The 22,970-nt window shown below is 73.0% G+C and carries 21 protein-coding genes; 16 read left to right on the top strand and 5 right to left on the bottom strand.

Features of this window, described 5'->3' with window-relative positions; translation table 11 throughout:
• On the top strand, positions 1–396 hold a 396-nt coding region (locus LZ495_RS14655), incomplete at its 5' end, for a BACON domain-containing protein (RefSeq protein ID WP_443732544.1).
• 21 nt (positions 397–417) lie between these two features.
• On the opposite strand, the gene LZ495_RS14650 is transcribed toward LZ495_RS14655, so the two are convergent.
• Positions 418–1,173: a DUF3109 family protein gene (locus LZ495_RS14650; RefSeq protein WP_235052608.1), complete on the bottom strand. Its 756-nt coding sequence runs from the start codon at positions 1,171–1,173 to the stop codon at positions 418–420.
• 85 nt (positions 1,174–1,258) lie between these two features.
• Here LZ495_RS14650 and LZ495_RS14645 point away from each other — a divergent pair, with 85 nt between their 5' ends.
• The 4 genes from LZ495_RS14645 (at position 1,259) to ilvD (ending at position 5,879) form a co-directional block, all read left to right on the top strand.
• Entirely contained in the window at positions 1,259–2,188 is a 930-nt protein-coding gene (locus tag LZ495_RS14645; RefSeq protein ID WP_235052607.1) for a Ppx/GppA family phosphatase, read from the top strand.
• A gap of 210 nt (positions 2,189–2,398) precedes the next feature.
• A complete protein-coding gene (locus LZ495_RS14640) occupies positions 2,399–3,202 on the top strand; it encodes a sugar phosphate isomerase/epimerase family protein (RefSeq protein ID WP_235052625.1) in 804 nt (267 codons plus the stop codon).
• A gap of 1 nt (position 3,203) precedes the next feature.
• Entirely contained in the window at positions 3,204–3,824 is a 621-nt protein-coding gene (locus tag LZ495_RS14635; protein WP_235052606.1) for a TetR/AcrR family transcriptional regulator, read from the top strand.
• Between the two features lie 201 nt (positions 3,825–4,025).
• On the top strand, positions 4,026–5,879 hold the full coding sequence (gene ilvD, locus LZ495_RS14630; RefSeq protein ID WP_235052605.1) for a dihydroxy-acid dehydratase: 1,854 nt from the start codon (positions 4,026–4,028) through the stop codon (positions 5,877–5,879).
• A 174-nt stretch (positions 5,880–6,053) separates the two neighbouring features.
• On the opposite strand, the gene LZ495_RS14625 is transcribed toward ilvD, so the two are convergent.
• Complete coding sequence (locus LZ495_RS14625; RefSeq protein WP_235052604.1) at positions 6,054–7,676, bottom strand: protein kinase domain-containing protein; 1,623 nt, start codon at positions 7,674–7,676, stop codon at positions 6,054–6,056.
• A gap of 191 nt (positions 7,677–7,867) precedes the next feature.
• Here LZ495_RS14625 and LZ495_RS14620 point away from each other — a divergent pair, with 191 nt between their 5' ends.
• The 11 genes from LZ495_RS14620 to LZ495_RS14570 all read left to right on the top strand — a co-directional run bounded on the left by LZ495_RS14620 (position 7,868) and on the right by LZ495_RS14570 (position 19,161).
• Positions 7,868–9,658 carry a TIGR03767 family metallophosphoesterase gene (locus LZ495_RS14620; protein ID WP_235052603.1) on the top strand — a complete coding sequence of 597 codons (1,791 nt, stop codon included), beginning with the start codon at positions 7,868–7,870 and terminating at the stop codon, positions 9,656–9,658.
• A gap of 145 nt (positions 9,659–9,803) precedes the next feature.
• Entirely contained in the window at positions 9,804–10,730 is a 927-nt protein-coding gene (locus tag LZ495_RS14615) for a proline dehydrogenase family protein (RefSeq protein WP_235052602.1), read from the top strand.
• Between the two features lie 84 nt (positions 10,731–10,814).
• Complete coding sequence (gene proC / locus LZ495_RS14610; RefSeq protein ID WP_235052601.1) at positions 10,815–11,624, top strand: pyrroline-5-carboxylate reductase; 810 nt, start codon at positions 10,815–10,817, stop codon at positions 11,622–11,624.
• Complete coding sequence (locus LZ495_RS14605) at positions 11,621–12,316, top strand: HAD family hydrolase (RefSeq protein WP_235052600.1); 696 nt, start codon at positions 11,621–11,623, stop codon at positions 12,314–12,316. The genes proC and LZ495_RS14605 overlap by 4 nt, the downstream gene beginning before the upstream one ends.
• 147 nt (positions 12,317–12,463) lie before the next feature.
• Entirely contained in the window at positions 12,464–13,711 is a 1,248-nt protein-coding gene (locus tag LZ495_RS14600; protein ID WP_235052599.1) for an MFS transporter, read from the top strand.
• A gap of 114 nt (positions 13,712–13,825) precedes the next feature.
• A complete protein-coding gene (locus tag LZ495_RS14595) occupies positions 13,826–14,977 on the top strand; it encodes an acetoin utilization protein AcuC (RefSeq protein ID WP_235052624.1) in 1,152 nt (383 codons plus the stop codon).
• Between the two features lie 50 nt (positions 14,978–15,027).
• Complete coding sequence (locus LZ495_RS14590; RefSeq protein WP_235052598.1) at positions 15,028–15,852, top strand: phosphatase; 825 nt, start codon at positions 15,028–15,030, stop codon at positions 15,850–15,852.
• 148 nt (positions 15,853–16,000) lie between these two features.
• Positions 16,001–16,174: a helix-turn-helix domain-containing protein gene (locus LZ495_RS14585; RefSeq protein WP_235052597.1), complete on the top strand. Its 174-nt coding sequence runs from the start codon at positions 16,001–16,003 to the stop codon at positions 16,172–16,174.
• Positions 16,175–16,537: 363 nt separating this feature from the next.
• Positions 16,538–16,636, top strand: a complete 99-nt coding sequence (locus LZ495_RS14580) for a 30S ribosomal protein bS22 (protein ID WP_003948845.1) — start codon at positions 16,538–16,540, stop codon at positions 16,634–16,636.
• 298 nt (positions 16,637–16,934) lie between these two features.
• Positions 16,935–17,975: an NAD-dependent epimerase/dehydratase family protein gene (locus LZ495_RS14575; RefSeq protein ID WP_235052596.1), complete on the top strand. Its 1,041-nt coding sequence runs from the start codon at positions 16,935–16,937 to the stop codon at positions 17,973–17,975.
• Positions 17,968–19,161 carry a lysophospholipid acyltransferase family protein gene (locus LZ495_RS14570; protein ID WP_235052595.1) on the top strand — a complete coding sequence of 398 codons (1,194 nt, stop codon included), beginning with the start codon at positions 17,968–17,970 and terminating at the stop codon, positions 19,159–19,161. The genes LZ495_RS14575 and LZ495_RS14570 overlap by 8 nt, the downstream gene beginning before the upstream one ends.
• Before the next feature lie 156 nt (positions 19,162–19,317).
• On the opposite strand, the gene LZ495_RS14565 is transcribed toward LZ495_RS14570, so the two are convergent.
• From LZ495_RS14565 to LZ495_RS14555, 3 genes are all read right to left on the bottom strand, one after another.
• The gene (locus LZ495_RS14565) at positions 19,318–20,652 is read right to left on the bottom strand and encodes a DUF5667 domain-containing protein (protein ID WP_235052594.1); all 1,335 of its coding nucleotides are present in this window, start codon (positions 20,650–20,652) and stop codon (positions 19,318–19,320) included.
• Positions 20,653–20,797: 145 nt separating this feature from the next.
• A complete protein-coding gene (locus LZ495_RS14560) occupies positions 20,798–21,580 on the bottom strand; it encodes an ECF subfamily RNA polymerase sigma factor, BldN family (RefSeq protein WP_235052593.1) in 783 nt (260 codons plus the stop codon).
• A gap of 327 nt (positions 21,581–21,907) precedes the next feature.
• Complete coding sequence (locus tag LZ495_RS14555; RefSeq protein ID WP_235052592.1) at positions 21,908–22,897, bottom strand: HAD family hydrolase; 990 nt, start codon at positions 22,895–22,897, stop codon at positions 21,908–21,910.
• Positions 22,898–22,970 lie beyond the last annotated feature (73 nt).

Raw genomic sequence — 22,970 nt, 5'->3', positions numbered from 1 at the left:
GTCGCCGCGCCGCCGGCCGCCGGCCCGGCACCGGCGCCGCCCGCGGCACTCGTCGTCGAGGCCGCGCACGACCGCGACCGCACCGTCATCACCCTGCGGAATCCCGGCAGTTCGCCGGTCGACTGGACCGCGTCCACCCCGGCCGACTGGCTCCGGCTCAGCCGCGGCTCGGGCACGCTCGCGCCGGGCGCGGCCGAGACGGTGACCGTCACGGTCGACTCCGCGGCCGCCCCCCAAGGCTCCTGGAGCGCGGACGTCCGGATCCAGCCGGGCAGTTCGCAGGTGACCATCGAGGGCACGACGTCCGGCGGCAGTGCCTCGCCGACCGAACCGGAGCCGACCCCGTCGGCGACCGCGCCGGCCGAGTCCGCCTCGCCGGCCGCCGCCAAGCCCTGAAGCAGGCTCCTCAGAGGCTTTTCAGGCCGGGTCCGCCGGATGCGGTGCGTACCGCCGCGCCTCGTGCGCCTGGCACGCCTTCGCCAGTTCCTCGTACGCGGCGTCGCCCATCAGCTCGCGCAGCTCCGGCGCATACGACACGTACACCGGCTCCGAACCCACATGCGCCTCGGTCGCACCCGTGCACCACCAGTGCAGGTCGTGCCCGCCCGGTCCCCAGCCGCGCCGGTCGTACTCGCCGATGCCCACCATCAGCACCCGCGTCTCGTCCGGCCGGTCGACCCAGTCGAAGGTCCGCCGGATCGGCAGCTGCCAGCACACGTCCGGCTTGGCCTCCAGCGGATGCCGGCCTTCGCGCAGCGCCTGGGCGTGCAGCGCGCAGCCCTCGCCGCCCGCGAAGCCGGGCCGGTTGAGGAACAGGCATGCGCCGTCCACCCGGCGGGTGCGCATCTCGTCGTCCTCGTCCGGCTCGCTGACGCCGTCCCGGGTGCCCGTCTCGTGGTGCTGCCACGTCTCGGGGGTGAGCCGGCCGACCCACTCCATGACGCGCTTCTCGTCGTCGTCGTCCGACCAGTGCGCCCCGAGGGTGCAGCAGCCGTCGGCGGCGCGCCCGGCCTGGATGCCCTGGCAGCCGCTGCCGAACACGCAGGTCCAGCGCGAGGTCAGCCAGGTCAGGTCGCAGCGGAAGATCTGCTCGGCGTCGTCCGGGTCCTCGCGGGGAGCGGGGTCGGCGAACTCGAACCAGGCACGGGGGAAATCCAGACTTACTTCGGGCACGCGCCAAGAGTAAGGGCCGGAACGGGGGCGGGCACGTCTCCGCGCTGCGCACCGCCGGCGGCACGCGGTGAGCTAGCGTCGATGCATGCGACTCGGTGTTCTCGACGTGGGCTCCAACACGGTCCACCTGCTCGTGGTCGACGCCCACCCGGGCGCCCGGCCGCTGCCTGCGTACTCCCACAAGACCGACCTGCGGCTGGCCGAACTCCTGGAGCCGGACGGCAGCCTCGGCGAGCCGGGCGTCGAGCGCCTCGTGGAGACGGTCGCGGACGCGCTGGAGGTCGCCGAGGACAAGGGCGTCGAGGACCTGCTGCCGTTCGCCACCTCCGCCCTGCGCGAGGCCGCCAACGGCGAGGACGTGCTGGCCCGGGTGCGCCGCGAGACCGGCGTCGACCTGCAGGTGCTGACCGGCGCGGACGAGGCCCGCCTCACCTTCCTGGCAGTACGCCGCTGGTTCGGCTGGTCGTCCGGCCGGCTGCTGGTCCTCGACATCGGCGGCGGCTCGCTCGAAGTCGCGGCTGGCATCGACGAGGAGCCCGACGCCGCCGTCTCGCTGCCGCTGGGCGCCGGCCGCCTCACCCGCGCATGGCTGCCCGGCGACCCGCCGAACCCCGAAGAGGTACGCGTGCTGCGCAAGCACGTGCGCACCGAGATCGCCCGCACCGTCGCCGAGTTCAGTCGGCTCGGCCGCCCGGACCACGTGGTGGCCACCTCCAAGACCTTCAAGCAACTCGCCCGCATCGCCGGCGCCCCCGGGTCCAGCGAGGGCCCATACGCCCGCCGCGTGCTGACCCGCTCGGCACTGGCCGACTGGCTGCCCCGGCTGGCCGAGATGAGCACCGTGCAGCGCGCCGCCCTGCCCGGCGTCTCCGAGGGCCGGGCGTCGCAGCTCGTCGCCGGCGCCGTCGTCGCGGACGCCGCACTCGACCTGCTCGACGTGCACCAACTGGAGATCTGCCCGTGGGCCCTGCGCGAGGGCATCATCCTGCGCCGACTGGACTGGATGGGGCACTGACGGCAGTCCGTACGGAACGGGACGTTCCAGGTCAGCGCGCAGTGACTGTGCCGGTAGGGGGGTCCCGCGGCGGGGCGCGCGTTCTACTCTTGGCGCGTGACCGCCCCCAGGGATCCGTTCGATCACTTCGCGCGCCGCCCGGCCAACGGGCTCGCGGTGCCGACGGTCGCGTCCGTGCCCGCCGTGGAACCGCGCGTCCCGGACGCGATCCTGCGCGTGCCGGACGCCAAGATCGCGCTGTCCACCGCATCGGTGTTCCCGGACACCACGGCGGACGCGTTCGAGATGGCCGCCCGGCTCGGGTACGACGGCGTCGAGGTCATGGTGTGGACCGACCCGGTCAGCCAGGACATCGAGGCACTCCGCCGCCTCTCCGACCACCACGGCATCCCGGTCCTCGCGGTGCACGCCCCCTGCCTGCTGATCACCCAGCGGGTCTGGGGCACCGACCCGTGGGAGAAGCTGGTCCGGGCCCGGGTCGCCGCCGAGCGCCTCGGCGCGCGCACCGTCGTCGTGCACCCGCCCTTCCGGTGGCAGCGCGACTACGCCCGCAACTTCGTCCGCGGCATCCACCGGATGGCCGACGAGACCGACGTGATGTTCGCGGTCGAGAACATGTACCCGTGGCGCTACCGCGACAAGGAAGTCGCCGCCTACGCGCCCGACTGGGACCCGACCGACGAGGACTTCCGGCACTTCACCCTCGACCTGTCGCACACCGCCACCTCGCGCGTGGACGCCATGGCCCTGGCCGCCAAGATGGGCCGCCGCCTCGGCCACGTCCACCTCGCGGACGGCAGCGGCTCGATAAAGGACGAGCACCTCATCCCGGGCCGCGGCACGCAGCCCTGCGCGGCCATGCTGGAGCGGCTCGCCCGGCAGAGCTTCGCCGGCACCGTCGTCCTGGAGGTCAACACCCGGCGGGTCTCCGGCCGCGCCGAGCGCGAGGCCGACCTGGCCGAGGCCCTCGCCTTCACCCGCCTGCACCTGGCCGCCCCGGCCGAGGTCATCTGAGGTGGCCGCGCCGGGGGACGCTCCCGAGCGGCGCGGCCCCGGCCGCCCCGCCGGGCGGCGCACCGGCGCGCCGGACACCCGCCGGCAGATCCTGGAGGCGGCCCGCACCGAGTTCGCCCGGAGCGGGTACGAAGGCACCTCGGTCCGCGGCATAGCCCGCAGCGCGGGCGTGGACCCGGCCCTGGTGCACCACTACTTCGGGCCCAAGGAACACGTCTTCATCGCGGCCCTCGACCTGCCCTTCGACCCGGATGCGCTGGTCCCCGAGCTCACCACCGACGGCCCGGACCGCATGGGCGAGCGCCTGGCCCGCTACTTCTTCGCGCTCTGGGAGGAGCCCGACATCCGGCCGCGCATGCTCGCCATGCTGCGCACGGTCCTGTCCGGCACCCCTGCGGCCGGCCTCATCAAGGAATTCATGACCCACGAGATGATCGGCCGGGTGGTCCGCGAGCTGGGCGTCCGGGACGCCGCGCTGCGCGCCAACCTGTGCACCGCGCAGCTCATGGGCGTGGCCTTCACCCGGTACGTGCTGTGCCTGGAGCCCATCGCGTCGGCCGACCCCGAGGTCCTCACCGCCGAGATCGCTCCCACCCTGCAGCGCTACCTCCAGGGCGCCTGACCACCGGGAAACCGCAGGCAGGCCTGCCACCTGCCGGTTTGCCCGGCCGTCTCACCAGGTGGCCGCATCCTGGACGTCCGACCCGCCTTGCGCGCCGCCGCCGTAAGCTCGTGAGTACCGCATGCGTCGGATTCCCGGCCTCCCTCCAGGGCGCCGGGCGCGCTGCGTACGACCAGGACTACGAGCGAAAGGGTGTTCCCAGTGCCGCAACTGAGGTCTCGGACGGTCACCCACGGCCGCAACATGGCGGGCGCGCGGGCGCTGCTGCGCGCGGCAGGCGTCGAGCGCGAGGACTTCGGCAAGCCGATCATCGCGGTCGCGAACAGCTTCACCGAGTTCGTACCCGGTCACACCCACCTCGCCCCGGTGGGCCGCATCGTCTCCGACGCGATCAAGCAGGCCGGCGGCATCCCGCGCGAGTTCAACACGATCGCCGTCGACGACGGCATCGCGATGGGCCACAGCGGCATGCTCTACTCGCTGCCGTCCCGCGAGCTGATCGCCGACGCCGTCGAATACATGGTCAACGCGCACCAGGCGGACGCCATCGTGTGCGTCTCCAACTGCGACAAGATCACCCCCGGCATGCTGATGGCCGCGCTGCGCCTCAACATCCCCGCGGTGTTCGTGTCCGGCGGCCCGATGGAGGCCGGCAAGGCCGTCATGGTCGACGGCACCGTGCGCGCGCACCTCGACCTGATCACCGCGATCGCCGACTCCGCCTCGGACGCGGTCTCCGACGAGGACCTGGAGCGCATCGAGGAAGCCGCCTGCCCGACCTGCGGCTCGTGCGCCGGCATGTTCACCGCCAACTCGATGAACTTCCTGGTCGAGGCGATGGGCCTGGCGCTGCCCGGCAACGGCTCGGTGCTCGCCACGCACACCGCCCGCAAGGCGCTGTACGAGAAGGCCGGCGCGACCGCGGTCGAGCTGTGCAAGCGCTACTACGACCAGGACGACGAGTCGGCCCTGCCGCGCAGCATCGCCTCGCGCGACGCGTTCGAGAACGCCATGGCGCTCGACATCGCGATGGGCGGCTCGACCAACACGATCCTGCACCTGCTGGCCGCCGCCCAGGAGGGCGAGGTCGACTTCGACATGGGCGACATCGACGCCCTGTCGCGCCGCGTGCCGTGCCTGGCCAAGGTGGCCCCCAACAACGCGCCGTACCACGTCGAGGACGTGCACCGGGCGGGCGGCGTCCCGGCCCTGCTGGGCGAGCTGCAGCGGGCCGGCCTGCTGCACGAGAACGTCCACGCGGTGCACGCCGACTCGCTCGCCGAGTGGCTCAAGACCTGGGACGTCCGCGGCGGCTCGCCGTCGCCGGAGGCCGTCGAGCTGTTCCACGCCGCTCCCGGCTGTGTGCGGTCCGCGACCGCGTTCAGCCAGTCCGAGCGCTGGGAGAGCCTCGACCTCGACGTCGAGAAGGGCTGCATCCGCGACGCCGCGCACGCCTACAGCAAGGACGGCGGCCTGGGCATCCTGGTCGGCAACCTCGCCGCGGACGGCTGCGTGGTCAAGACCGCGGGCGTGGACGAGTCGATCTGGACCTTCTCCGGCCCCGCGGTCGTCGTGGAGTCGCAGGAGGAAGCGGTCGACGCGATCCTCACCAAGCGCGTCAAGGAAGGCGACGTCGTCGTCGTCCGCTACGAGGGCCCCAAGGGCGGCCCCGGCATGCAGGAGATGCTCTACCCGACGTCGTTCCTGAAGGGCCGCGGCCTGGGCGCCAAGTGCGCGCTCATCACCGACGGCCGCTTCTCCGGCGGCACCTCGGGCCTGTCGATCGGCCACGTCTCCCCGGAGGCCGCGGCCGGCGGCGTCATCGCCCTCGTCGAGGACGGCGACATCATCTCCATCGACATCCCGAACCGCTCCATCGCCCTGGACGTCTCGGACGAGGAACTGGCTGCGCGCCGCGAGAAGTTGCTCGGCACGCTGGGCAAGTACCGGCCGGCCACGCGCGAGCGCGAGGTCTCCACGGCGCTCAAGGCATACGCCGCGATGGCCACCTCGGCCGACAAGGGCGCCGTGCGCGACGTCTCGCTGCTGGACTGACCCGGTCCTGCTGCACGCATCCCGACTGCCTCTGCCCCTCCCGGGGGCGGGGGCAGTCGGCGTTTCCGGCACGGGCCGGGCACGCAGCCGGGGCGGGGCAGGCCGACCCGGGCAGGCGGGACGGGGAGCCGACGCCGGCGGGGGAAGGCAGACAGGGCAAGCGGGCCCGGTCGGTCAACCCGAGACGGTCCACTCGTACGGCTTGCTCGCCCACTGGATGCCGGAGATCTTGGCGGTCGCGGCCATGCGCGCGCCGACCGGCGGGGTGCCGAGTGCGGGCGCCCGGCCGTTGCAGCGCGCGGGGTCGCTGCGGGTCCACGTCCAGGTCCAGGTGCGCGTGACCGACTTGCCGGGCTGGATCTGGGTGATCTCCGGCGGGGTCTCGGCCGGTGCGCAGTCGGCGGGCGACCAGATGTGGTCGGCACCGGACTTGATCTCGACCGTGGCGGTCTTCTGCGACAGGTCGACCGCGCAGGTCTCCTTGCCGGTGTTGCGGACCTCCAGCGTCAGCTTCACCTGCTCGCCGACCCGGTACTTGCTGTCCTGCGGCCTGCTCCCGGTCAGGACCAGCTCCGCATTGCCGGGGGACGCACAGGCCGGCAGCCCCGCGAGGCTCCCAGCAGGCGGTAACGAGCCGGGCTCGCCCGGACTCGGCGGTGCCGAACCGGGCGGCGCGGAGGGTGCTGCGCCGGGCTGCGGCGCGCCCGTGGTGGCAGTAGCCGGGTCGCCGGGCTTGCCGCCCGGGCTCCTTTCCTCCCACAGCCCCGGCAGCTTCCACAGCAGCACCGCCAGCGCGCCGAGCACCGCAAGCACGGCGACGACCGCCTTGGTCCACGCCCACGACGTTCCCGCAGGCGCCGGCTCGGGCGTCGGCCGCCGCGACGTCGTCAGCTCGTGCACCGGCGACGGCTCCGGCCGCGGCGACGTGACCGTGTACAGCTCCGGCTCGTCGTCCGGCGCGGTCCGCGGCGCGAACCGGGCGGGGCGCGGCACGCCGCTCCGCTGCCGGAACAGCGCGTCCAGGTCGTCGGCGCTCGGCCGGTCCGCCGCCTTCTTCGCCAGGCACCCGGCGACCAGCTCGCGCAACTCGTCCGGCAGGCCCGTCAGATCGGGTTCCTCGGTCATCAGCTTGACCAGCTGCGCCGGGATCGACTCGGCCGGGAACGGCCCGTGCCCGGTGGCCGCGAACAGCACCACGCCGCCCAGCGCGAACACGTCCGCCGCCGCCCCGATGCTGCTTTCGGTGGCCTGCTCCGGCGCCATGTACTCCGGCGTGCCGATGAAGTACCCGACCCGCGTGATCCGGGCGTCGCCGACGAGGTGCGAGATGCCGAAGTCGATCACGCGCGGGCCGTCGTCGGTCAGCAGGATGTTGCTCGGCTTGAGGTCGCGGTGCACGACGTCCGCGCGGCCCATCTCGCGCAGCGCCTCGACCAGCCCGGCGGCCAGCCGCCACACCTGCTCGGCGGGCAGCGGGCCGTTCGCCCCGACCCCGTCCTCCAGCGTCGGGGCGTCGATGAACTGGGTGGCGACCCACGGCGCGTCGGCCTCCGTGTCGGCGTCCACGACGGGCGCCGTGAAGGCCCCGCTGACGCGGCGCAGCAGCGTGATCTCCCGGGCGAAGCGCTCCCGCGCCTGCGGCGCGTCCAGCAGATGCGCATGGATCAGCTTGACCGCGACCCGGCGCCCCGAGACCGCCTCGCCGAGCAGGACCCGCCCCATCCCGCCTGCGCCCAGCTCGCGCAGGATGCGGTACGGCCCCACCCGGGCCGGAACCGCCGTGCGGCGCTCGCTCATCCGCGTCCACCCCCCCGCGACCGCAGCATAAGGGCCGGGACCGGGCCGGGTGCCGCGGTTGCCTTGCAAGGCCCCCTACGCACCAGTAGCGTCAACCGGCCACACACGGACGAAACGACTGGGGAGGCCGCGAGATGGGTGTGAGTCGGCGGGAAGTCCTGCGATATGCGGGCGCTGCGACCGTAGGCGGCGTGGTGCTCAGCGGCTGCTCGGACGACGACGACCCGAAGGAGCCGAAGGCCACCGAGAGCGGCAAGCCGGCTCCGGGGCAGCCGACCGGTCCGCCGCTCGCGCCGAACGCCTGGTCCACCACGGTCGAGAAGACCCTCGTGCTGGCCGCCCCGGGGGCGGGCGGCTACCGCAAGGTGGTCGAGGGGCCCGGCGAGCCGTACATCGTGCGCACCGAACTGGTCGGCGGCAAGGGCGGCGACGAGGCCGCCGCGAAGACGCGCGCCGCGGCCCGCAAGCCGGTCCTGGCCTTCACGCAGCTCTCCGACCTGCACATCCTGGACTGCCAGTCGCCGGCCCGCGTCGAGTTCCTGGACCGCAACCGGGACCCGGGCGAGCCGTTCGCGTCGGTGCTGCCGGTCGAGGGGGCCTACCGGGCCCAGGAGATGATGTCCGCCCAGGTCGGCGAGGCCATGGTGCAAGCGGTCAACAAGATCGAGAAGGGCCCGGCGACCGGTGGCCCGGTGGCCTTCACGATCGTCACCGGCGACAACACCGACAACTGCCAGTACAACGAACTGCGCTGGTACATCGACCTGCTGGACGGTCAGCAGATCACCCCGGACTCGGGCGACAAGACCAAGTACGAGGGCGTCGCCGACCAGATCTCGTACGACGAGCGCTACTGGCACCCGGACGGCACGCCGCCCGGCGCGGCGGACGACTGGCCGCGCGCCAAGTACGGCTTCCCGACCGCCCCCGGCCTGCTGGACGCGGCCCGCAAGCCGTTCAAGGCCAGCGGCCTGAAGACCCCCTGGTACACCGCGTACGGCAACCACGACGGCCTCGCGCAGGGCAACCTGCTGCCCGGCGAGGCGATCGCCAAGGCCGCGGTCGGCAGCACCAAGGTGATCGGGATGGCGCCCGGCGCCAACGTGCTCGCGCTGCTCGCCCAGGTCCAGTCCGGCAACCAGCAGGCCGTGCAGACCCTGCTGTCCGGGCCGTCCCGCCCGGTCAGCGCGGACCCGGACCGCCGCCCGGTGACGCGCGCCGACATGATCAAGGAGCACTTCCGCACCGCGAGCAAGCCGGAAGGCCACGGCTTCACCGAGGACAACAAGGCCAAGGGCACCGCGTACTACGCGGTCGACCACGGCCCGGTGCGGTGCCTGACCATGGACACCGTCAACCAGGCCGGCGGCTCCGAAGGCTCCCTGGACGCCGAGCAGTTCGCCTGGATAGAGAGCCAGCTGAAGGCGGGCAGCTCGCGCTACCTCGGCCCGGACGGCAAGGAAGTCCAGAACGCCGCCCCGGACAAGCTCTTCGTGCTGTTCAGCCACCACACGTCCACCTCGATGGACAACCCCAACGGCCAGGACCGCGTGCTCGGCCCCAAGCTCGTCGAGCTGCTGCTGCGCTTCCCGAACGTCGTCGCGTGGGTCAACGGCCACTCGCACCGCAACGCGGTCCGGCCGCACCCCCGCCCGGCGGGCGCCGCCGCCCCCGGCGGCTTCTGGGAGGTCAACACCGCGGCGCACATCGACTGGCCCCAGCAGGCCCGCATCGTCGAGATCGCCGACAACAAGGACGGCACGCTGTCGGTGTTCGGCACCATCGTCGACAGCGCGGCACCGCCGTCCAACAGCGGCCGCCTCGACGACCCGATCGCGCTGGCCGCCCTCTCCCGCGAGCTGGCCGCCAACGACTGGCAGGAGCGCGACCGCAAGGACCCCGCGGAGGACGGCAAGCGCGGCGCCGCGGGGGACCGCAACGTCGAGCTGCTGCTGCCCGCCCCCGGGTGGCTCAAGAGCTGACCGCACGCACCCGGGTTCACACTTCCGGCTCCCGGCAAAACGGACAGTAGCGGACGTAATGTGGACGCAGGGGTCGCAAAGGCTCCTGCGTCCGCCGTCCCGCTCTCCGGCGGGGCGTGCCGCGAAGCCGTGAAACGAGGCATCCGTGCTGCGCCAGGCCCTGCTTTCCGTGTCCCGAAGCGACAAGGTCAAGAACCTGGTCGAGACGGCCCCCGTGACCCGCACGCTGGTGCACCGCTTCGTGGCCGGCGAACGCGCCTTCGACGCCGTCCGGGCCGCCGAACACCTCGGCACCCAGGGCCTGTACGCCAGCATCGACCACCTCGGCGAGGACACCCGCGACCCCGGGCAGGCGCGCGCCACCCGGGACGCCTACGTCGAACTCCTCCGCCGCCTCGACGACGCCGGACTGGCCGGCCGCGCCGAAGTCTCCGTCAAACTCTCCGCGATCGGCCGCCACCTCCCGGACGGCGCCGACGTCGCGCTCGACCACGCCCGCGCGATCTGCGAGGCCGCCAAGACGGCCGGCACCACGGTCACCCTCGACATGGAGGACCACACCACTACCGACGCCACCCTCGCCGTGCTGCACCTGCTGCGCGCCGACTACCCCTGGGTGGGCGCCGTCCTGCAGGCCTACCTGCGGCGCACCGAAGCCGACTGCCGCGACCTCGCCGCCCCTGGATCGCGCGTCCGGCTCTGCAAAGGCGCCTACGACGAACCGGCCTCGGTCGCCTTCACCGACCGCGCCGATGTCGACCGCAACTACGTGCGCTGCCTCAAGATCCTCATGGCCGGCCCCGGCTACCCCATGGCCGCCACCCACGACCCGCGGCTCATCGAGCTCACCGGCATGCTCGCAGCCCGCAACCGGCGCGAACCGGGCACCTACGAGTACCAGATGCTCTACGGCGTCCGCCCCGCCGAGCAGACCCGCCTGGCCGCCCAGGGGGAGAGGGTCCGGGTCTACGTACCGTACGGTGACCAGTGGTACGGGTACCTCATGCGCCGACTGGCCGAGCGACCCGCCAACATGACGTTCTTCCTGCGCTCGCTGGCCACCAAGAAGTGACCCGGCCGCGCGCCGGAAGACGTGCCTGCACAAAGGCGCGCGGGCACGACGGCCAGAAGCACTTGGAAGCACGAGGTGGATGCCATGACCCAGCGGGTCGCGGTGATCGGCGCCGGCAAGATCGGCGAGGCCCTGTTGTCCGGCATGCTGCGCGGCGGCAAGCGCCCCGGCGACCTCCTGGTCACCGCGCGGCGGGCCGAGCGCGCCAAGGAACTCCACGACCGCTACGGCATCGAGGCGGTCACCAATGCGGAGGCCGCCAAGGCCGCCGACACCCTCATCCTCACCGTCAAGCCGCAGGACATGGGCGCCCTGCTCGACGAGTTCGGCGCGCACATCCCCGCCGACCGGCTCGTCGTCTCCGGCGCCGCGGGCGTGCCCACCGCGTTCATCGAGGCCCGCCTCGCGCCCGGCACCGCGGTCGTCCGCGTCATGACCAACACCCCGGCCCTGGTCGACGAGGCCATGAGCGCCATCTCGGCGGGCGCCCACGCGACCGAGGAACACCTCAAGCGCACCGAGGAGATCTTCCAGGGCGTCGGCAAGACCATCCGCGTCCCGGAGAAGCAGCAGGACGCGGTCACCGCCCTGTCCGGCTCCGGACCCGCGTACTTCTACCTCCTCGTCGAGGCCATGACCGACGCCGGCATCCTGCTCGGCTTGCCGCGCGCCGCCGCCCACGACCTCATCGTGCAGGCCGCTGTCGGCGCGTCCGTCATGCTGCGCGACTCCGGCGAGCACCCGGCGCTGCTCCGCGAGGCGGTCACCTCGCCGGCCGGCACCACCATCGCGGCCATCCGCGAACTCGAGAACCACGGCGTCCGCGCGGCCCTGCTCGCCGCCCTCGAAGCGGCCGCCAACCGCTCCAAGGAGCTCGCGAAGGGCATGCAGTGAGCCAGGCAGAGGGCCAGGCAGCGAGCCGGGGCGCGAGCCCGCGCCCCGGCCTGGTGGTCTTCGACAACGACGGCGTGCTCGTGGACAGCGAGCGCCTCGCCAACGCGGTCCTCGGCGAACTGCTCACCGGGTACGGCGTCCCGACCTCGACCGAGGACGCGATCCGCGACTACATGGGCGGGTCCATGAAGCGCGTGCGCGACCTCAACCGGGAACGGCACGGCCTCGAACTCCCGGCCGACTTCGAGGACGAGTACCACGAACGCGTGTTCGCGGCCTTCCGCGCCGAGCTCACCGCCGTGGACGGCGTCGCCGGCCTGCTCGACGCGCTGACCGCCGCCGGGGTGCCGTTCTGCGTCGCCTCGTCCGGCACCCACGAGCGCATCCGCCTCACGCTGGGGAAGACCGGCCTGCTGGACCGCTTCCCCGACGCGGCGATCTTCAGCAGCCAGGATGTCGCGCACGGCAAGCCCGCCCCCGACCTGTTCCTGCTCGCCGCCGCCAAGATGGGCGCCGCGCCGAAGGACTGCGCGGTCGTCGAGGACAGCCCCCTCGGCGTGGCCGCCGCCCGCGCCGCGGGCATGCGGGTCTACGCGTACACCGCCATGACCCCGCCCGACCGCGTCGCCGACGCCACCGCGCAGGCGGCGCGCATGGCGGACATCCGCGACCTGCTCCTCGGCACCGGCTGAGACACCCCGAACCGACCCCGAACCGACCCCGACCCGACTCCGCCCCGGGCACGATCCGGGGCGGGGCGGGACCGCTGCACCACGGTCCGGCAAAAGATCGTCCGCACCTCTCGTCAGTTGCCGAACCCGCCAGTAACGTCCCGGCCCATGCAGGCCACCGAACCTCAGGACTCCGCCGGAGCCGCCGCCCCGATACCCGGGCGGCCGGACGACGGCGCCGTCCGCCGCGCCAGGCTCGCCGTACTGGCCTGCTTCCTCATCCAGGGCGCCTCGTTCGCGGTGCTGGTCACCCGGGTCCCGGCGATCCAGGACCGCTACGGACTCGGCGACGGCGGCCTCACCCTCGTCCTCTCGCTGGTACCGATCATTGCCGGTCTCGGCAGCGCGGCCGCCGAGAAGCTCGCCGCCCGCTACGGCAGCCACCACGTGCTGCGCATCGCCCAGCCGGTGGTGTGTGCGTCCGTGATCGGTGTCGGCGCCGGCGACCAGGTCTGGCAACTCGCGGCCGTGCTGGTGCTGTTCGGCCTCGCACTCGGCGCCGTCGACGCCACCATGAACATGCAGGCCGTGGGCATCCAGGCCCGGCAGGGCCGCAGCGTCATGAACGGCTTCCACGCCGCCTGGAGCCTCGGCGGCATCGCGGGCGCCGGGCTGGCCACCTTCGCGGACCACAAAGAGATCGCCCTGGTCGTCATGTACGCGATCAGCGCGGCGATCACCGCACCCGCCGCGTTCCTGATCGGCCGGCGCTACCTGCCCACCCGCCCCGAACGCCCCGCCGTCGACGCGCCGGGGGCCGCGGCGGCTGTGCCGTGGCGCACGATCCTGCCGCTGTGCGCGGTCATGACGTTCGTCTACATCGGCGACTCCGCGGTCTCCAGCTGGGGCGCGGTGTACGCCGAGGACGTGCAGCACATGGACGACAACACGGCCCTGCCGTACCTCGTCTACATGGTCACCGCACTGGTCGGCCGCAGCATCGGCGACCTGGGCGTACGCCGCTGGGGCGCCCTCCCGGTGGTCCGCGCCGGCGCGCTCACCGCCGCGGCCGGCTTCGCCGTCGTGGTCGCCGCCCCCGGCGCCGCGGTGGCCCTGGCCGGCTTCACGGTTCTCGGCCTGGGCATCTGCGTCCTCGTCCCGCAGACCTTCGCGGCCGGCGCGGCGACCAGCCCGCACGACCCCGACACTGCCATCGCCCGCCTCAACCTCTTCAACTACGCCGGCTTCCTGATCGGCACGCCGCTCGTCGGGGTGGTCGGCGACCTGGCCGGCTTCCGGGCCGCGATGGCCCTGCCCCTCGTGCTGGTGCTCGCCGTGCTGCCCCTGGCGCGCGCGTTCGCGCCGCAGGGTGAAGCCGGTCACGGCAACAGCCGGGAGACGGTGCGCGACCGGTAGCCTCCTGATCGTGAGCGAGCGAACCAGCAGGAGGGACGCGTTCGGCGAACGCCGGGCCCGGCAAAGCGAGGTGGCAGCGTGAGCCAGGCTGTGCAACTCCTGTGGGACGACCGGATGACCGGCTACGACTTCGGTGCCTGGCACCCGATGAAGCCGATCCGCCTGCAGCTCACCATCGACCTGGTGCGCGCCTACGGGCTGGACCGAGCCGACGGCCTCGCCGTCGTCGCCCCGGCAGCCGCCACCGACGAGCAGCTGCAACTCGTGCATACCGCCGACTACATCGCCGCGGTCCGCGCCGCGGGTGCCGATCCTTCGTGTGCGGACGGCTCGTGCGGCATCGGCACCGACGACACCCCGGCGTTCAAGAACATGCACGAGGTGTCCGCCCTGATCGCGGGCGGCTCGCTGGCCGCCGCCGACGCGGTCTGGTCCGGCGCCGCCCCGCACGCGGTCAACTTCGCGGGCGGCCTGCACCACGCCATGCCGTCCGCCGCGGCCGGGTTCTGCGTCTACAACGACACCGCGCTCGCCATCGCCCGGCTCCTCGAACTCGGCGCCGAGCGCGTCGTCTACGTGGACATCGACGTGCACCACGGCGACGGCGTGCAGACCGCGTTCTGGAACGACCCGCGCGTGCTCACCATTTCGCTGCACGAGAGCCCGCGCTTCCTCTACCCCGGCACCGGGTTCCCGGACGAGACCGGCGGCCCGGACGCCGAGGGCACCGCGGTCAACGTCGCCCTGCCGCCCGGCATCGCGGACGCCGGCTGGCTGCGCGCGTTCCACGCCGTCGTGCCGCCGCTGGTCGAGGCCTTCCGGCCGGACGCGATCGTCACCCAGCACGGCGCCGACACGCACATCGAGGACCCGCTCGCGCACCTCGGCATGACCGTGGACGGGCAGCGCCTGGCCCAGGTCGCCCTGCACGACCTCGCGCACCGGTTCTGCGGCGGCCGCTGGATCGCCACCGGCGGCGGCGGTTACGCGGCGACCGACGTGGTGCCGCGTACCTGGACGCACCTGGTCGCCGAGGCCGCGCACGCGCCCATCGACCCGGAGACCGAGCTGCCGTTCGAGTGGCGCGAGCAGGTCCGGATCCGGACCGGCGACCAGGGGCCGTACCGCATGACCGACGGCCGCACCCCGGTCTTCCGCCCGTTCGCGGGCGGCTACGACCCGGCCGACCGGCTCGACCAGGCGGTCCTCGCGACCCGGCGGGCGGTCTTCCCGGCGCACGGACTCGACCCTCTGTTCGACATCTGAAGCACCGGATCGAACTCCGGACTCGAACGCTGGAATCTGACCTGAGGCAGGTGCACGTGACGGCAGTCGGCCACGGGAAGGTCCCCGATCCTCCGCAACTGCGCGCCCACCTGGTGCGCAGCCGCATCGCGGGCGACGTGGCCACGCCGCGCGAGAACAACCTGCGGCACTTCCGGCTGATGAGCGAACGCCACCCCGGCTATCTCTTCGGCCTCGAACCGGACGGATCCTGGACGCCGGACGAGGTGCTCGCGGTGATGGTCCGCCGTTGCGGAGTCGTCGCGGACCCGGGCCACATCCACGGCCAGGACACCATCGACCCGGACCTGACGATCGCCGCACTGGACGCCTACGCGGACCGCCTCGCGCTCGCCGCGCAGCGCGGCGAGACCGTGCTGGTCGCCACCGGCCACCCGGACGGGCTCCTGGATTTCTACCGCCCGCTGGCGCGCGCGCTCGAGGATGCCGGGTGTACCCTCCTGCGCCCCGGCCGCGACTGGACCTACCAGACCCCCGCCTCGGAGGGCGCGAAGACGCGGTCCATCGACTACCGCAGCTGGGTCGGCGTGGTGGTCGACGACATCGGCACACCCCGGCACACGCACTCGGCCCGCCCGATCCGCGCGATGCTCGCCGAGCTCGCCGACAACGGCGCCGGACTGCCCGGCCTGGTGGTCGGCGACCACGGCTGGGCGGGCGGCGCGGGCCAGGCCGGCGTGTCCGCGATCGGCTTCGCGGACTGCAACGACCCCGCACTTTTCGTGGGGGCCGAGGAGGGCACGGTCGAGGTGGCGGTGCCGCTCGACGACAACGTCCAGCCCCATCTGTACCGCCCGTTGCTGGCGTACGTACTGGATCGGGCAGGACTGTCCTGAATCAAGCCGGATGGGCGAAACGGGCCGAATAACTCCTCCTCTTCCCCACTGGTACCACCCGCCACTACCCTGAAAGAACGCACGTGCGTGTGGATGTCACCGGAGGGGAAGCCGGTGCCCGTCGCGTGCTGAATGGTTCAGGTGCGGCATGGCTTCTGGAGAGAGGCCTCTCAACGAGGTCAATTTTCTGACTGTGGCCGAGGTGGCTGCGGTGATGCGGGTGTCGAAGATGACTGTGTACCGGCTGGTGCACAGCGGTGAGATGCCCGCGATCAGGGTTGGGCGGTCGTTCCGGGTTCCGGAACAAGCCGTCCACGACTAACTGCGGGACTCGTACGACGAGCCCGCGTAGGGCCCCGCACTGCGGCGCGCGGAACGGCAGGAAACCGGCAAGTCACACCGGCGCAATACCGGCATGCCGCCGGCCCGCAAAGCCGGTGGTGGAACGGCACGCGACCCGGTCCCGGGCGCCCGCCGGGCACGATGGCGCCCGGGAATCGCCGTACGCCGCAAACGTCCCGGGCCTCCTCATTTCGGGGTGCTCGGGGTCGGCGAGTAGGCTATGCGCCAGACGTGCGGGCTGACTCGGCTCCGCGCAGTGGAATGCACCCCCGCGAGCCGGGGGTGATCCCGTTCTCTCCGCGCAGGCGGGGTCGTCCGTATGTACACGTGAGCGAGGGTTTCCGTGGGCTCTGTCATCAAGAAGCGTCGTAAGCGCATGGCCAAGAAGAAGCACCGCAAGCTGCTCAAGCGGACGCGGGTCCAGCGCCGCAACAAGAAGTAGCGGCTGCCCCGCGCATGCGCGGGAATCGGCTCGCCGACGCTTCAGGCCGCCGCCTCGGTGCCCCTTGCGGGCACGAGGCGGCGGCCTTGCGCGTTTCCGGGAGGGGACCGCGGGCAGGGCGTTCGGCCAGGCGTTGGGTTTCGCTCGGCCGTTCGGTGTGAACGACTGGTTAACCCGGTCCCGGAGCACCTCGGCGGCGACTACGTTGAGTCTCGTCGCCTGATGTGCGCGGCCGGACACCGGACGTATGCGGTGGCCGCCGCGGCCCGCGCCCGCCGACAACTCGGGGAAGGAACCCATGAGCAAGGTCGTTCTCGTCACCGGTGTGACGCGCGATCTCGGCAGCCGCTTCGCCCGGATGATCCTGCGCACCCCCGGGGTCGAGCGGGTCATCGGCGTGGATGCGGTCGAGCCGCGGTACGAGCTGGACGGCGTCGAATTCGTGCACGCCGACATCCGCAACCCGATGATCGCCAAGGTGGTCGCGTCCGCATCGGTGGACACCGTGGTGCACCTGAGCCCGGCCGAGACGCCGCCGGCCGGATACCCGGGCACCTCGACCGCGACCAAGGAGACCAACGTCATCGGCACCATGCAGCTGCTCGCTGCGTGCCAGAAGGCGCCCTCGGTCCGCAATCTGGTGGTGCGCTCGACCACCGCCGTCTACGGCGCCTCGCCGCGCGACCCGGCCATCTTCGAAGAGGACATGGAGCCGCGGGTCCCGCCCGCCTCGGGCTGGGCCAAGGACGCCGTCGAGGTCGAGGGGTACGTGCGCGGCTTCGCGCGCCGGCGCCCGGACGTGCCGGTGACCGTGCTGCGGTTCGCGCCGATCCTCGGCCCCACGATCGCCTCGCCGATGGCCGACTACTTCGGCCTGTCGCTGCTGCCGACCGTGCTCGGCTACGACCCGCGGCTGCAGTTCCTGCACGAGGACGACGCGCTCGACGCGCTGCGGGTGGCCATGACCGCCGGGCAGCCCGGCACGTACAACATCGCCGGCTCCGGCATCCTGCTGCTCTCCCAGGCCGCGCGGCGGCTTGGCCGGCCCGTGGTGCCGGTGCCGTCTCCCGCGGTCGGCCTGGTCGGGCAGGGGCTGCGCCGGTTCGGCGTCGCGAACCTGTCCGCGGAGCAGGTGCGGCTGCTGACCCACGGGCGCGTGGTGGACACCACGCGTGCCCGGGAGCGGCTGGAGTTCGTGCCGCGGCGGACCACCGCGGAGACGTTCGAGGACTTTGCCCGGGGCCGCGGACTGCGCGGCCTGCTCGACCCGGAGCGCGTCGGCCAGGTGCCGGACCGCGTCGCGTCCCTACTGCTGACCAGGAGGAGTTCCGATGGGTGACGCCCGGATCATCCCGTTCGACGGCTCCGCGGGCGGCGCCCGGGGAACCGGGGCGCGGGGCAGCCGCCGGACGCCGCGGACCGCCCGGTCCGTGGCGGCGGCCGCCGAACCGGCCGGTGCGTACGGGGTCGACGAGGAGGTCCCGGTCCGCGAATCGGCGGCCCGGCGGCGGCCCGGCGGACACAGTCCGGTGCGGGCCGTGGACACCCCCGCGGACGGCCCGGCGGACGACCCCGGCGCACGCGGGGGCGGCAAGCTCTTCGGCGGTCTGGCGGGTGCGCTCGGCGGCACGCTGGGCAGCATGGTCGGCGGCGCCGCGCGCGGTCTCGCGGACGGCCTGGCCGGCCCGGGCTGGGAGGACAAGGCGGCGGACGGCCTGGCGTTCGTGCGGCGGCGCATCACCGGCGATTACGAAGTCGACGAGTTCGGCTTCGACCAGGAGCTCACTGATGCGCTGATCATGTCGATCCTGCGTCCGGTCTACGACAAGTACTTCCGGGTCGAGGTGAAGGGCCTGGAGAACATCCCGGACAAGGGCGGCGCGCTGATCGTCGCGAACCACTCCGGGACGCTGCCGCTGGACGCGCTGATGACGCAGGTCGCGGTGCACGACCACCACCCTGAGGGACGCAATCTGCGGCTCCTCGGCGCCGACCTGGTCTTCCAGCTGCCGCTGGTCGGCCAGCTGGCCCGCAAGAGCGGGCACACGCTGGCGCATCCCGCGGATGCCGAGCGGCTGCTGTCGCAGGGCGAGTTGGTGGGCGTGTGGCCGGAGGGCTACAAGGGGCTCGGCAAGCCGTTCAAGGACCGCTACAAGCTGCAGCGGTTCGGGCGCGGCGGCTTCGTGTCGTCGGCGCTGCGCACCGGGGTGCCGATCGTGCCGTGCGCGATCGTGGGCGCCGAGGAGATCTACCCGATGATCGGGAACTTCCGGACGCTGGCCCGGCTGCTGGGGCTGCCGTACTTCCCGGTGACGCCGACGTTCCCGCTGCTCGGCCCGGTCGGGCTGCTGCCGCTCCCGACGCGCTGGCACATCGAGTTCGGCGAACCGATCCGCACCGACGCCTACCCGGTGCAGACCGCGGACGATCCGATGGTGGTCTTCAACCTGACCGACGAGGTGCGCGAGACGATCCAGCACACCATCTACCGGGTGCTGATGCAGCGGCGTTCGGTGTTCTTCTGACGCCTGCGCGAGGCTCTCGCGACGACATGTGAACGCGGTGGTGGGGGGGCCGGGGGGTGACGCGGCCGGGGGCCCCCGCGGCGCGGGCCGCCCCCCCCCCCCACCGCGTTCACATGTCTTCCTACCTGGTCCGCATCGTGCTTGCGGCGGTGCGGATCAGGGGTTCTCCGTCGCCGGCGGGCCGCCGATCGTGATGCCGATGCCCGGCAGGCCGGGCAGCAGCGGCGGGATGCTCAATCCCACCGGAGGCAGCACCGGCGCCGGGACCTCGACGCCCACCGGGCTCGGACTCTGCGAAGGCGAGTCCGTGGCAGCGGGGGTCGGTTCCAGCAGCGGCACGTTGACGCTCGGCAGGATCCCGCCGCCGGCCGGCGGCGTGCTCGCCCCCGGGGCCGCCGGGACTCCGCCCGGCTGTCCCGCGAGCGGCGGGACGAGGCCGTCGGCGCCCGCCGCGGGCGGCACGGTCGCGCCGCCCGACGGGTTCGCCTGGCCCGGGACGACCGGCGTGGTGCCGCGCCCGGGGCCGGTGGTCGCGCCCTTGCCGGCCTGCTCGAACTCCTTGGGCGTGAACACGCCCGGGATGGGCGCGACCTGCCGGTGGATGTCGAGCAGGAGGTTCCACACCATGTTGCGCTCGGTGGCGACGTCCCCGGGCAGCCGGGCGTCGATGCGCTCCATGCGCTCGGTGCCGGTCCGGGCGAAGTCGGCGAGGTCCCGCATCGGGCCGATCTTGGCCTGGTTCGCCTGGTACGACCGGGTGAGCAGCGCCCGGCCGTTCTCGGTCTCCGAGCGCATGTCGTCGAGCACGTTGCGCAGGTGGCCGATGGTGCTCTTGCCGATCGCGCCGTCGCCGTCGCGGTCGAGCAGCCGCTCGGCCTCGGCGAGCCGGGTGCGGGCCTGGGCGAGGTAGCGCTCGCCCCGCTCGCGGTCCGAGCCGGCCATCGAGATCTGGATGTCCTCGACGGCGCGCTTCACGCCGTACGTCATGTCGCCGGGCAGCGCGTCCGAGCTGGCCACCGCGATGCCGCCGAGGCCGCCCGCGGTGAAGACGAGGACGGTGCCGGCCACCGCGCAGCGGCGCCGCCAGCGGACCGTGCGCTGCCGCGGGACGGGAGCCGCCTTGCGGTGCGCGCCGCGCGGCGCGGGGACCGAGGCGACGGCGGCCGGGAGAGCCGATGCCTCGTCGAGCAGCCGGCTGCGCAGCGCGGTCCGGAAGTCCGCGGACGGTGCCGGGCCTGCCGCGCTTTCGGCGTGCAGCATGGCCACCGCGCGCATGGCCGCGTGCAGGCCGGCGTCGTCGGACGCGTCGTCGTGGCCGTCCCCGTCGTGGCCGCCCCCGCCGCCCCCGTGGCCGCCGCTCCCGCGGCTGCCGCCGTGCCCGTCTCCGCCCGCGCGGGTCGCCCCCCGGCGCGGCGCGGTGCCGGATTCGATCTGTTCCAGTGCCTCGGCGAAGGCCAATACACGTCGCCGGTCAACAACCGCGATGCTCACGGGCCGCACCTCCTCTCCCCGGAAGCCCGTCCAGGGACGTCTACGGGTCGGGGGCCGTGAGTCGGCTCCCCGCCGCGTGGCGCCCCCGCGGGGGTCGCTATCTGGGAGAACGAGCCGATGCCCTCGGGGGTTACGGAAGTGTGATTCACCGCACGTCCTCCGGGAGCAGCCGGGCCAGGGTGCGTACCGCGCGGTACTGCAGGGTCTTGATGGCGCCTTCGTTCTTGCCCATGATGCGGGCCGTCTCGGCGACCGAAAGTCCTTGCAGGAAACGCAGCGTGACGCACTCCTGCTGCTGCGGGTTGAGACGCCGGACGGCGTCGAGAAGAGCGGCGTTGGACAGCGATTCGAGGACGCAGTCCTCGGGGCTGGCCTCGACCTCGTTGGCGTCGAGCATCTCGCCGGTGGTGACCTCCAGCCGGAAGCGGCTGGACTTGAAGTGGTCGGCCACCAGGTTGCGGGCGATCGTCACGAGCCATGCGCCGAAGTCGCGGCCCTGCCAGGTGAACGTGCCGATGCGGCGCAGGGCCCGGAGGAAGGTCTCGCTGGTGAGGTCCTCGGCGATGGCCCGGCCGCCGACCCGGTAGTAGATGTAGCGGTACACCGTGTCGAGGTAGTTGTCGTACAACTGGGCGAATGCTTCGCCGTCGCCGTCCTGGGCGAGTTCGACCAGCGCCATGATGCGCCCGGCCTCGCCGTCGGGGGCGGTGCCGCGGGTGTAGCCGGAACCGCGGGCCGGGCGGGCCGGCTCGGTGGTGCCGGTACGGGCCGCCCGGGGGACCACGCCGGAGAAAACGCCCTCACGGGTCTGCCCGGCGTCCGTGACGGCGGCGAGGGCGAAGTCGTTGGGCCAGGGGTCGAGCGCGGCGCTCACCGCCGCTCGAAGCGTCGCCAGCCCGGTCACGTCAACCCGGACGATTCGGTGCACGGGACTCCCTGTTGCGTCGGCATCATCATCGGCGTCATGACTAAATGTGCGGGGACGGTCACCCATCGTAGGGACAACGGGGACTGCTGTGCGCCGATCGAGAATAACGCTTAGTAAAGGAAGGAATACCAAGTGTGCTCATCGGCGATGCGAAGCTACCCGCATGGCCAGCGGAAGTGTGCTGTTTGGGCCATTCCCGGGACGCGCTGAACGCCGAGTGCTATAAGCCGCACATCTCCGCGTGTTGGGCGTGTCAGGACACGGTGGTACACGTCCCGCGCCGCATGGGCACGCCGACGGGGAGGGGCCGAGGGGCCGCGGGAGAGGTCAGGACAGGGCCGCGCGGCGGCGTACCGCGGTGCCCGCGGCGAGGGCGCCGGCCACCGCGCCGAGTCCGGCCGCGGCCGGGATGCCGATCTTCGCGGCCTTGCGTCCGGTGCGGTAATCCTTGACGCGCCAGCCGTGTTCCCGGGCGTGGCGGCGCAGCCGGGTGTCCGGGTTGACCGCGCAGGGGTCGCCGACCAGCGACAGCATCGGGATGTCGTTGGCGGAGTCGCTGTACGCCGAGCAGTCCGCGAGGTCGAGGTGTTCGCGTGCGGCGAGTCCGCGGACCGCCTCGGCCTTGGCCTCGCCGTGCAGCAACTCGCCCACCAGGCGCCCGGTGTAGCGTCCGCCGCGGGTCTCCGAGACGGTGCCGAGCGCACCGGTCAGGCCGAGCCGGTCGGCGATGGTGGTGGCGATCTCGATGGGTGCCGCGGTGACCAGCCACACCTGCCGGTCGGCGTCGAGGTGCATCTGCGCGAGGGCGCGCGTACCGGGCCAGATCTTGTCGGCCATGTACTCGTCGAAGATCTCCTCGCCGAGAGCGGTGACTTCCTCGATCGAGTAGCCCTTCACGAACGACAGCGCGGTCTCCTGCGCGTCGCCGACGTGGCCCATGTGCTCGCCGCCGAGCCGGAACCGGGCCTGCTGCCAGCCGAAACGCATGATGTCGCGCTTCTCGAAGAAGCGGCGTGCGTACAGGCCGCGGGCCAGGTGGAAGACCGACGCGCCGCGCATGACGGTGTTGTCGAGGTCGAAGAACGCCGCGCCCAGGACGACCGGTTCGAGGGTTTCCGCGGGGGGTTCCGCGGCGGCGCCGGAGGGCGTCGCGGCGGTGGCGCTGTCGGCTGTGGTCCCGGTGCCGTCCTCGGCTCCGGCGGTGCGGCCGGCCTGCACCGAGGCATGGGCGGCGGCCGCCGCGGCCTCTCCGGCTTTCACGGCGCGGTTCAGCGAGGCACGCGAGCGAATGCGGACACTCCGGCGCAGCAGGGCCATACCGCGAGCGTAACGGCCTTGCGTTGCAGTCGTGTGGCGGTCATGTGTTGGTCCGTTGTCGTTCGGGCGACAT

This window comes from Yinghuangia soli, from assembly GCF_021502675.1.
Taxonomy (GTDB): Bacteria; Actinomycetota; Actinomycetes; order Streptomycetales; family Streptomycetaceae; genus Yinghuangia; species Yinghuangia soli.
Note: the sequence above shows the minus strand (reverse complement) of the source record. Positions and strands in the feature narration are given on the sequence as shown.

What these genes read in the sequence shown, in the direction of transcription:
- LZ495_RS14645 (WP_235052607.1), top strand. Translation starts at nt 1,259, where the DNA reads ATGCGACTCGGTGTTCTCGACGTGGGCTCCAACACGGTCCACCTGCTC.
- LZ495_RS14625 (WP_235052604.1), bottom strand. Translation starts at nt 7,676, where the DNA reads ATGAGCGAGCGCCGCACGGCGGTTCCGGCCCGGGTGGGGCCGTACCGC.
- proC (WP_235052601.1), top strand. Translation starts at nt 10,815, where the DNA reads ATGACCCAGCGGGTCGCGGTGATCGGCGCCGGCAAGATCGGCGAGGCC.
- LZ495_RS14600 (WP_235052599.1), top strand. Translation starts at nt 12,464, where the DNA reads ATGCAGGCCACCGAACCTCAGGACTCCGCCGGAGCCGCCGCCCCGATA.
- LZ495_RS14595 (WP_235052624.1), top strand. Translation starts at nt 13,826, where the DNA reads ATGACCGGCTACGACTTCGGTGCCTGGCACCCGATGAAGCCGATCCGC.
- LZ495_RS14585 (WP_235052597.1), top strand. Translation starts at nt 16,001, where the DNA reads ATGGCTTCTGGAGAGAGGCCTCTCAACGAGGTCAATTTTCTGACTGTG.
- LZ495_RS14575 (WP_235052596.1), top strand. Translation starts at nt 16,935, where the DNA reads ATGAGCAAGGTCGTTCTCGTCACCGGTGTGACGCGCGATCTCGGCAGC.
- LZ495_RS14570 (WP_235052595.1), top strand. Translation starts at nt 17,968, where the DNA reads ATGGGTGACGCCCGGATCATCCCGTTCGACGGCTCCGCGGGCGGCGCC.
- LZ495_RS14555 (WP_235052592.1), bottom strand. Translation starts at nt 22,897, where the DNA reads ATGGCCCTGCTGCGCCGGAGTGTCCGCATTCGCTCGCGTGCCTCGCTG.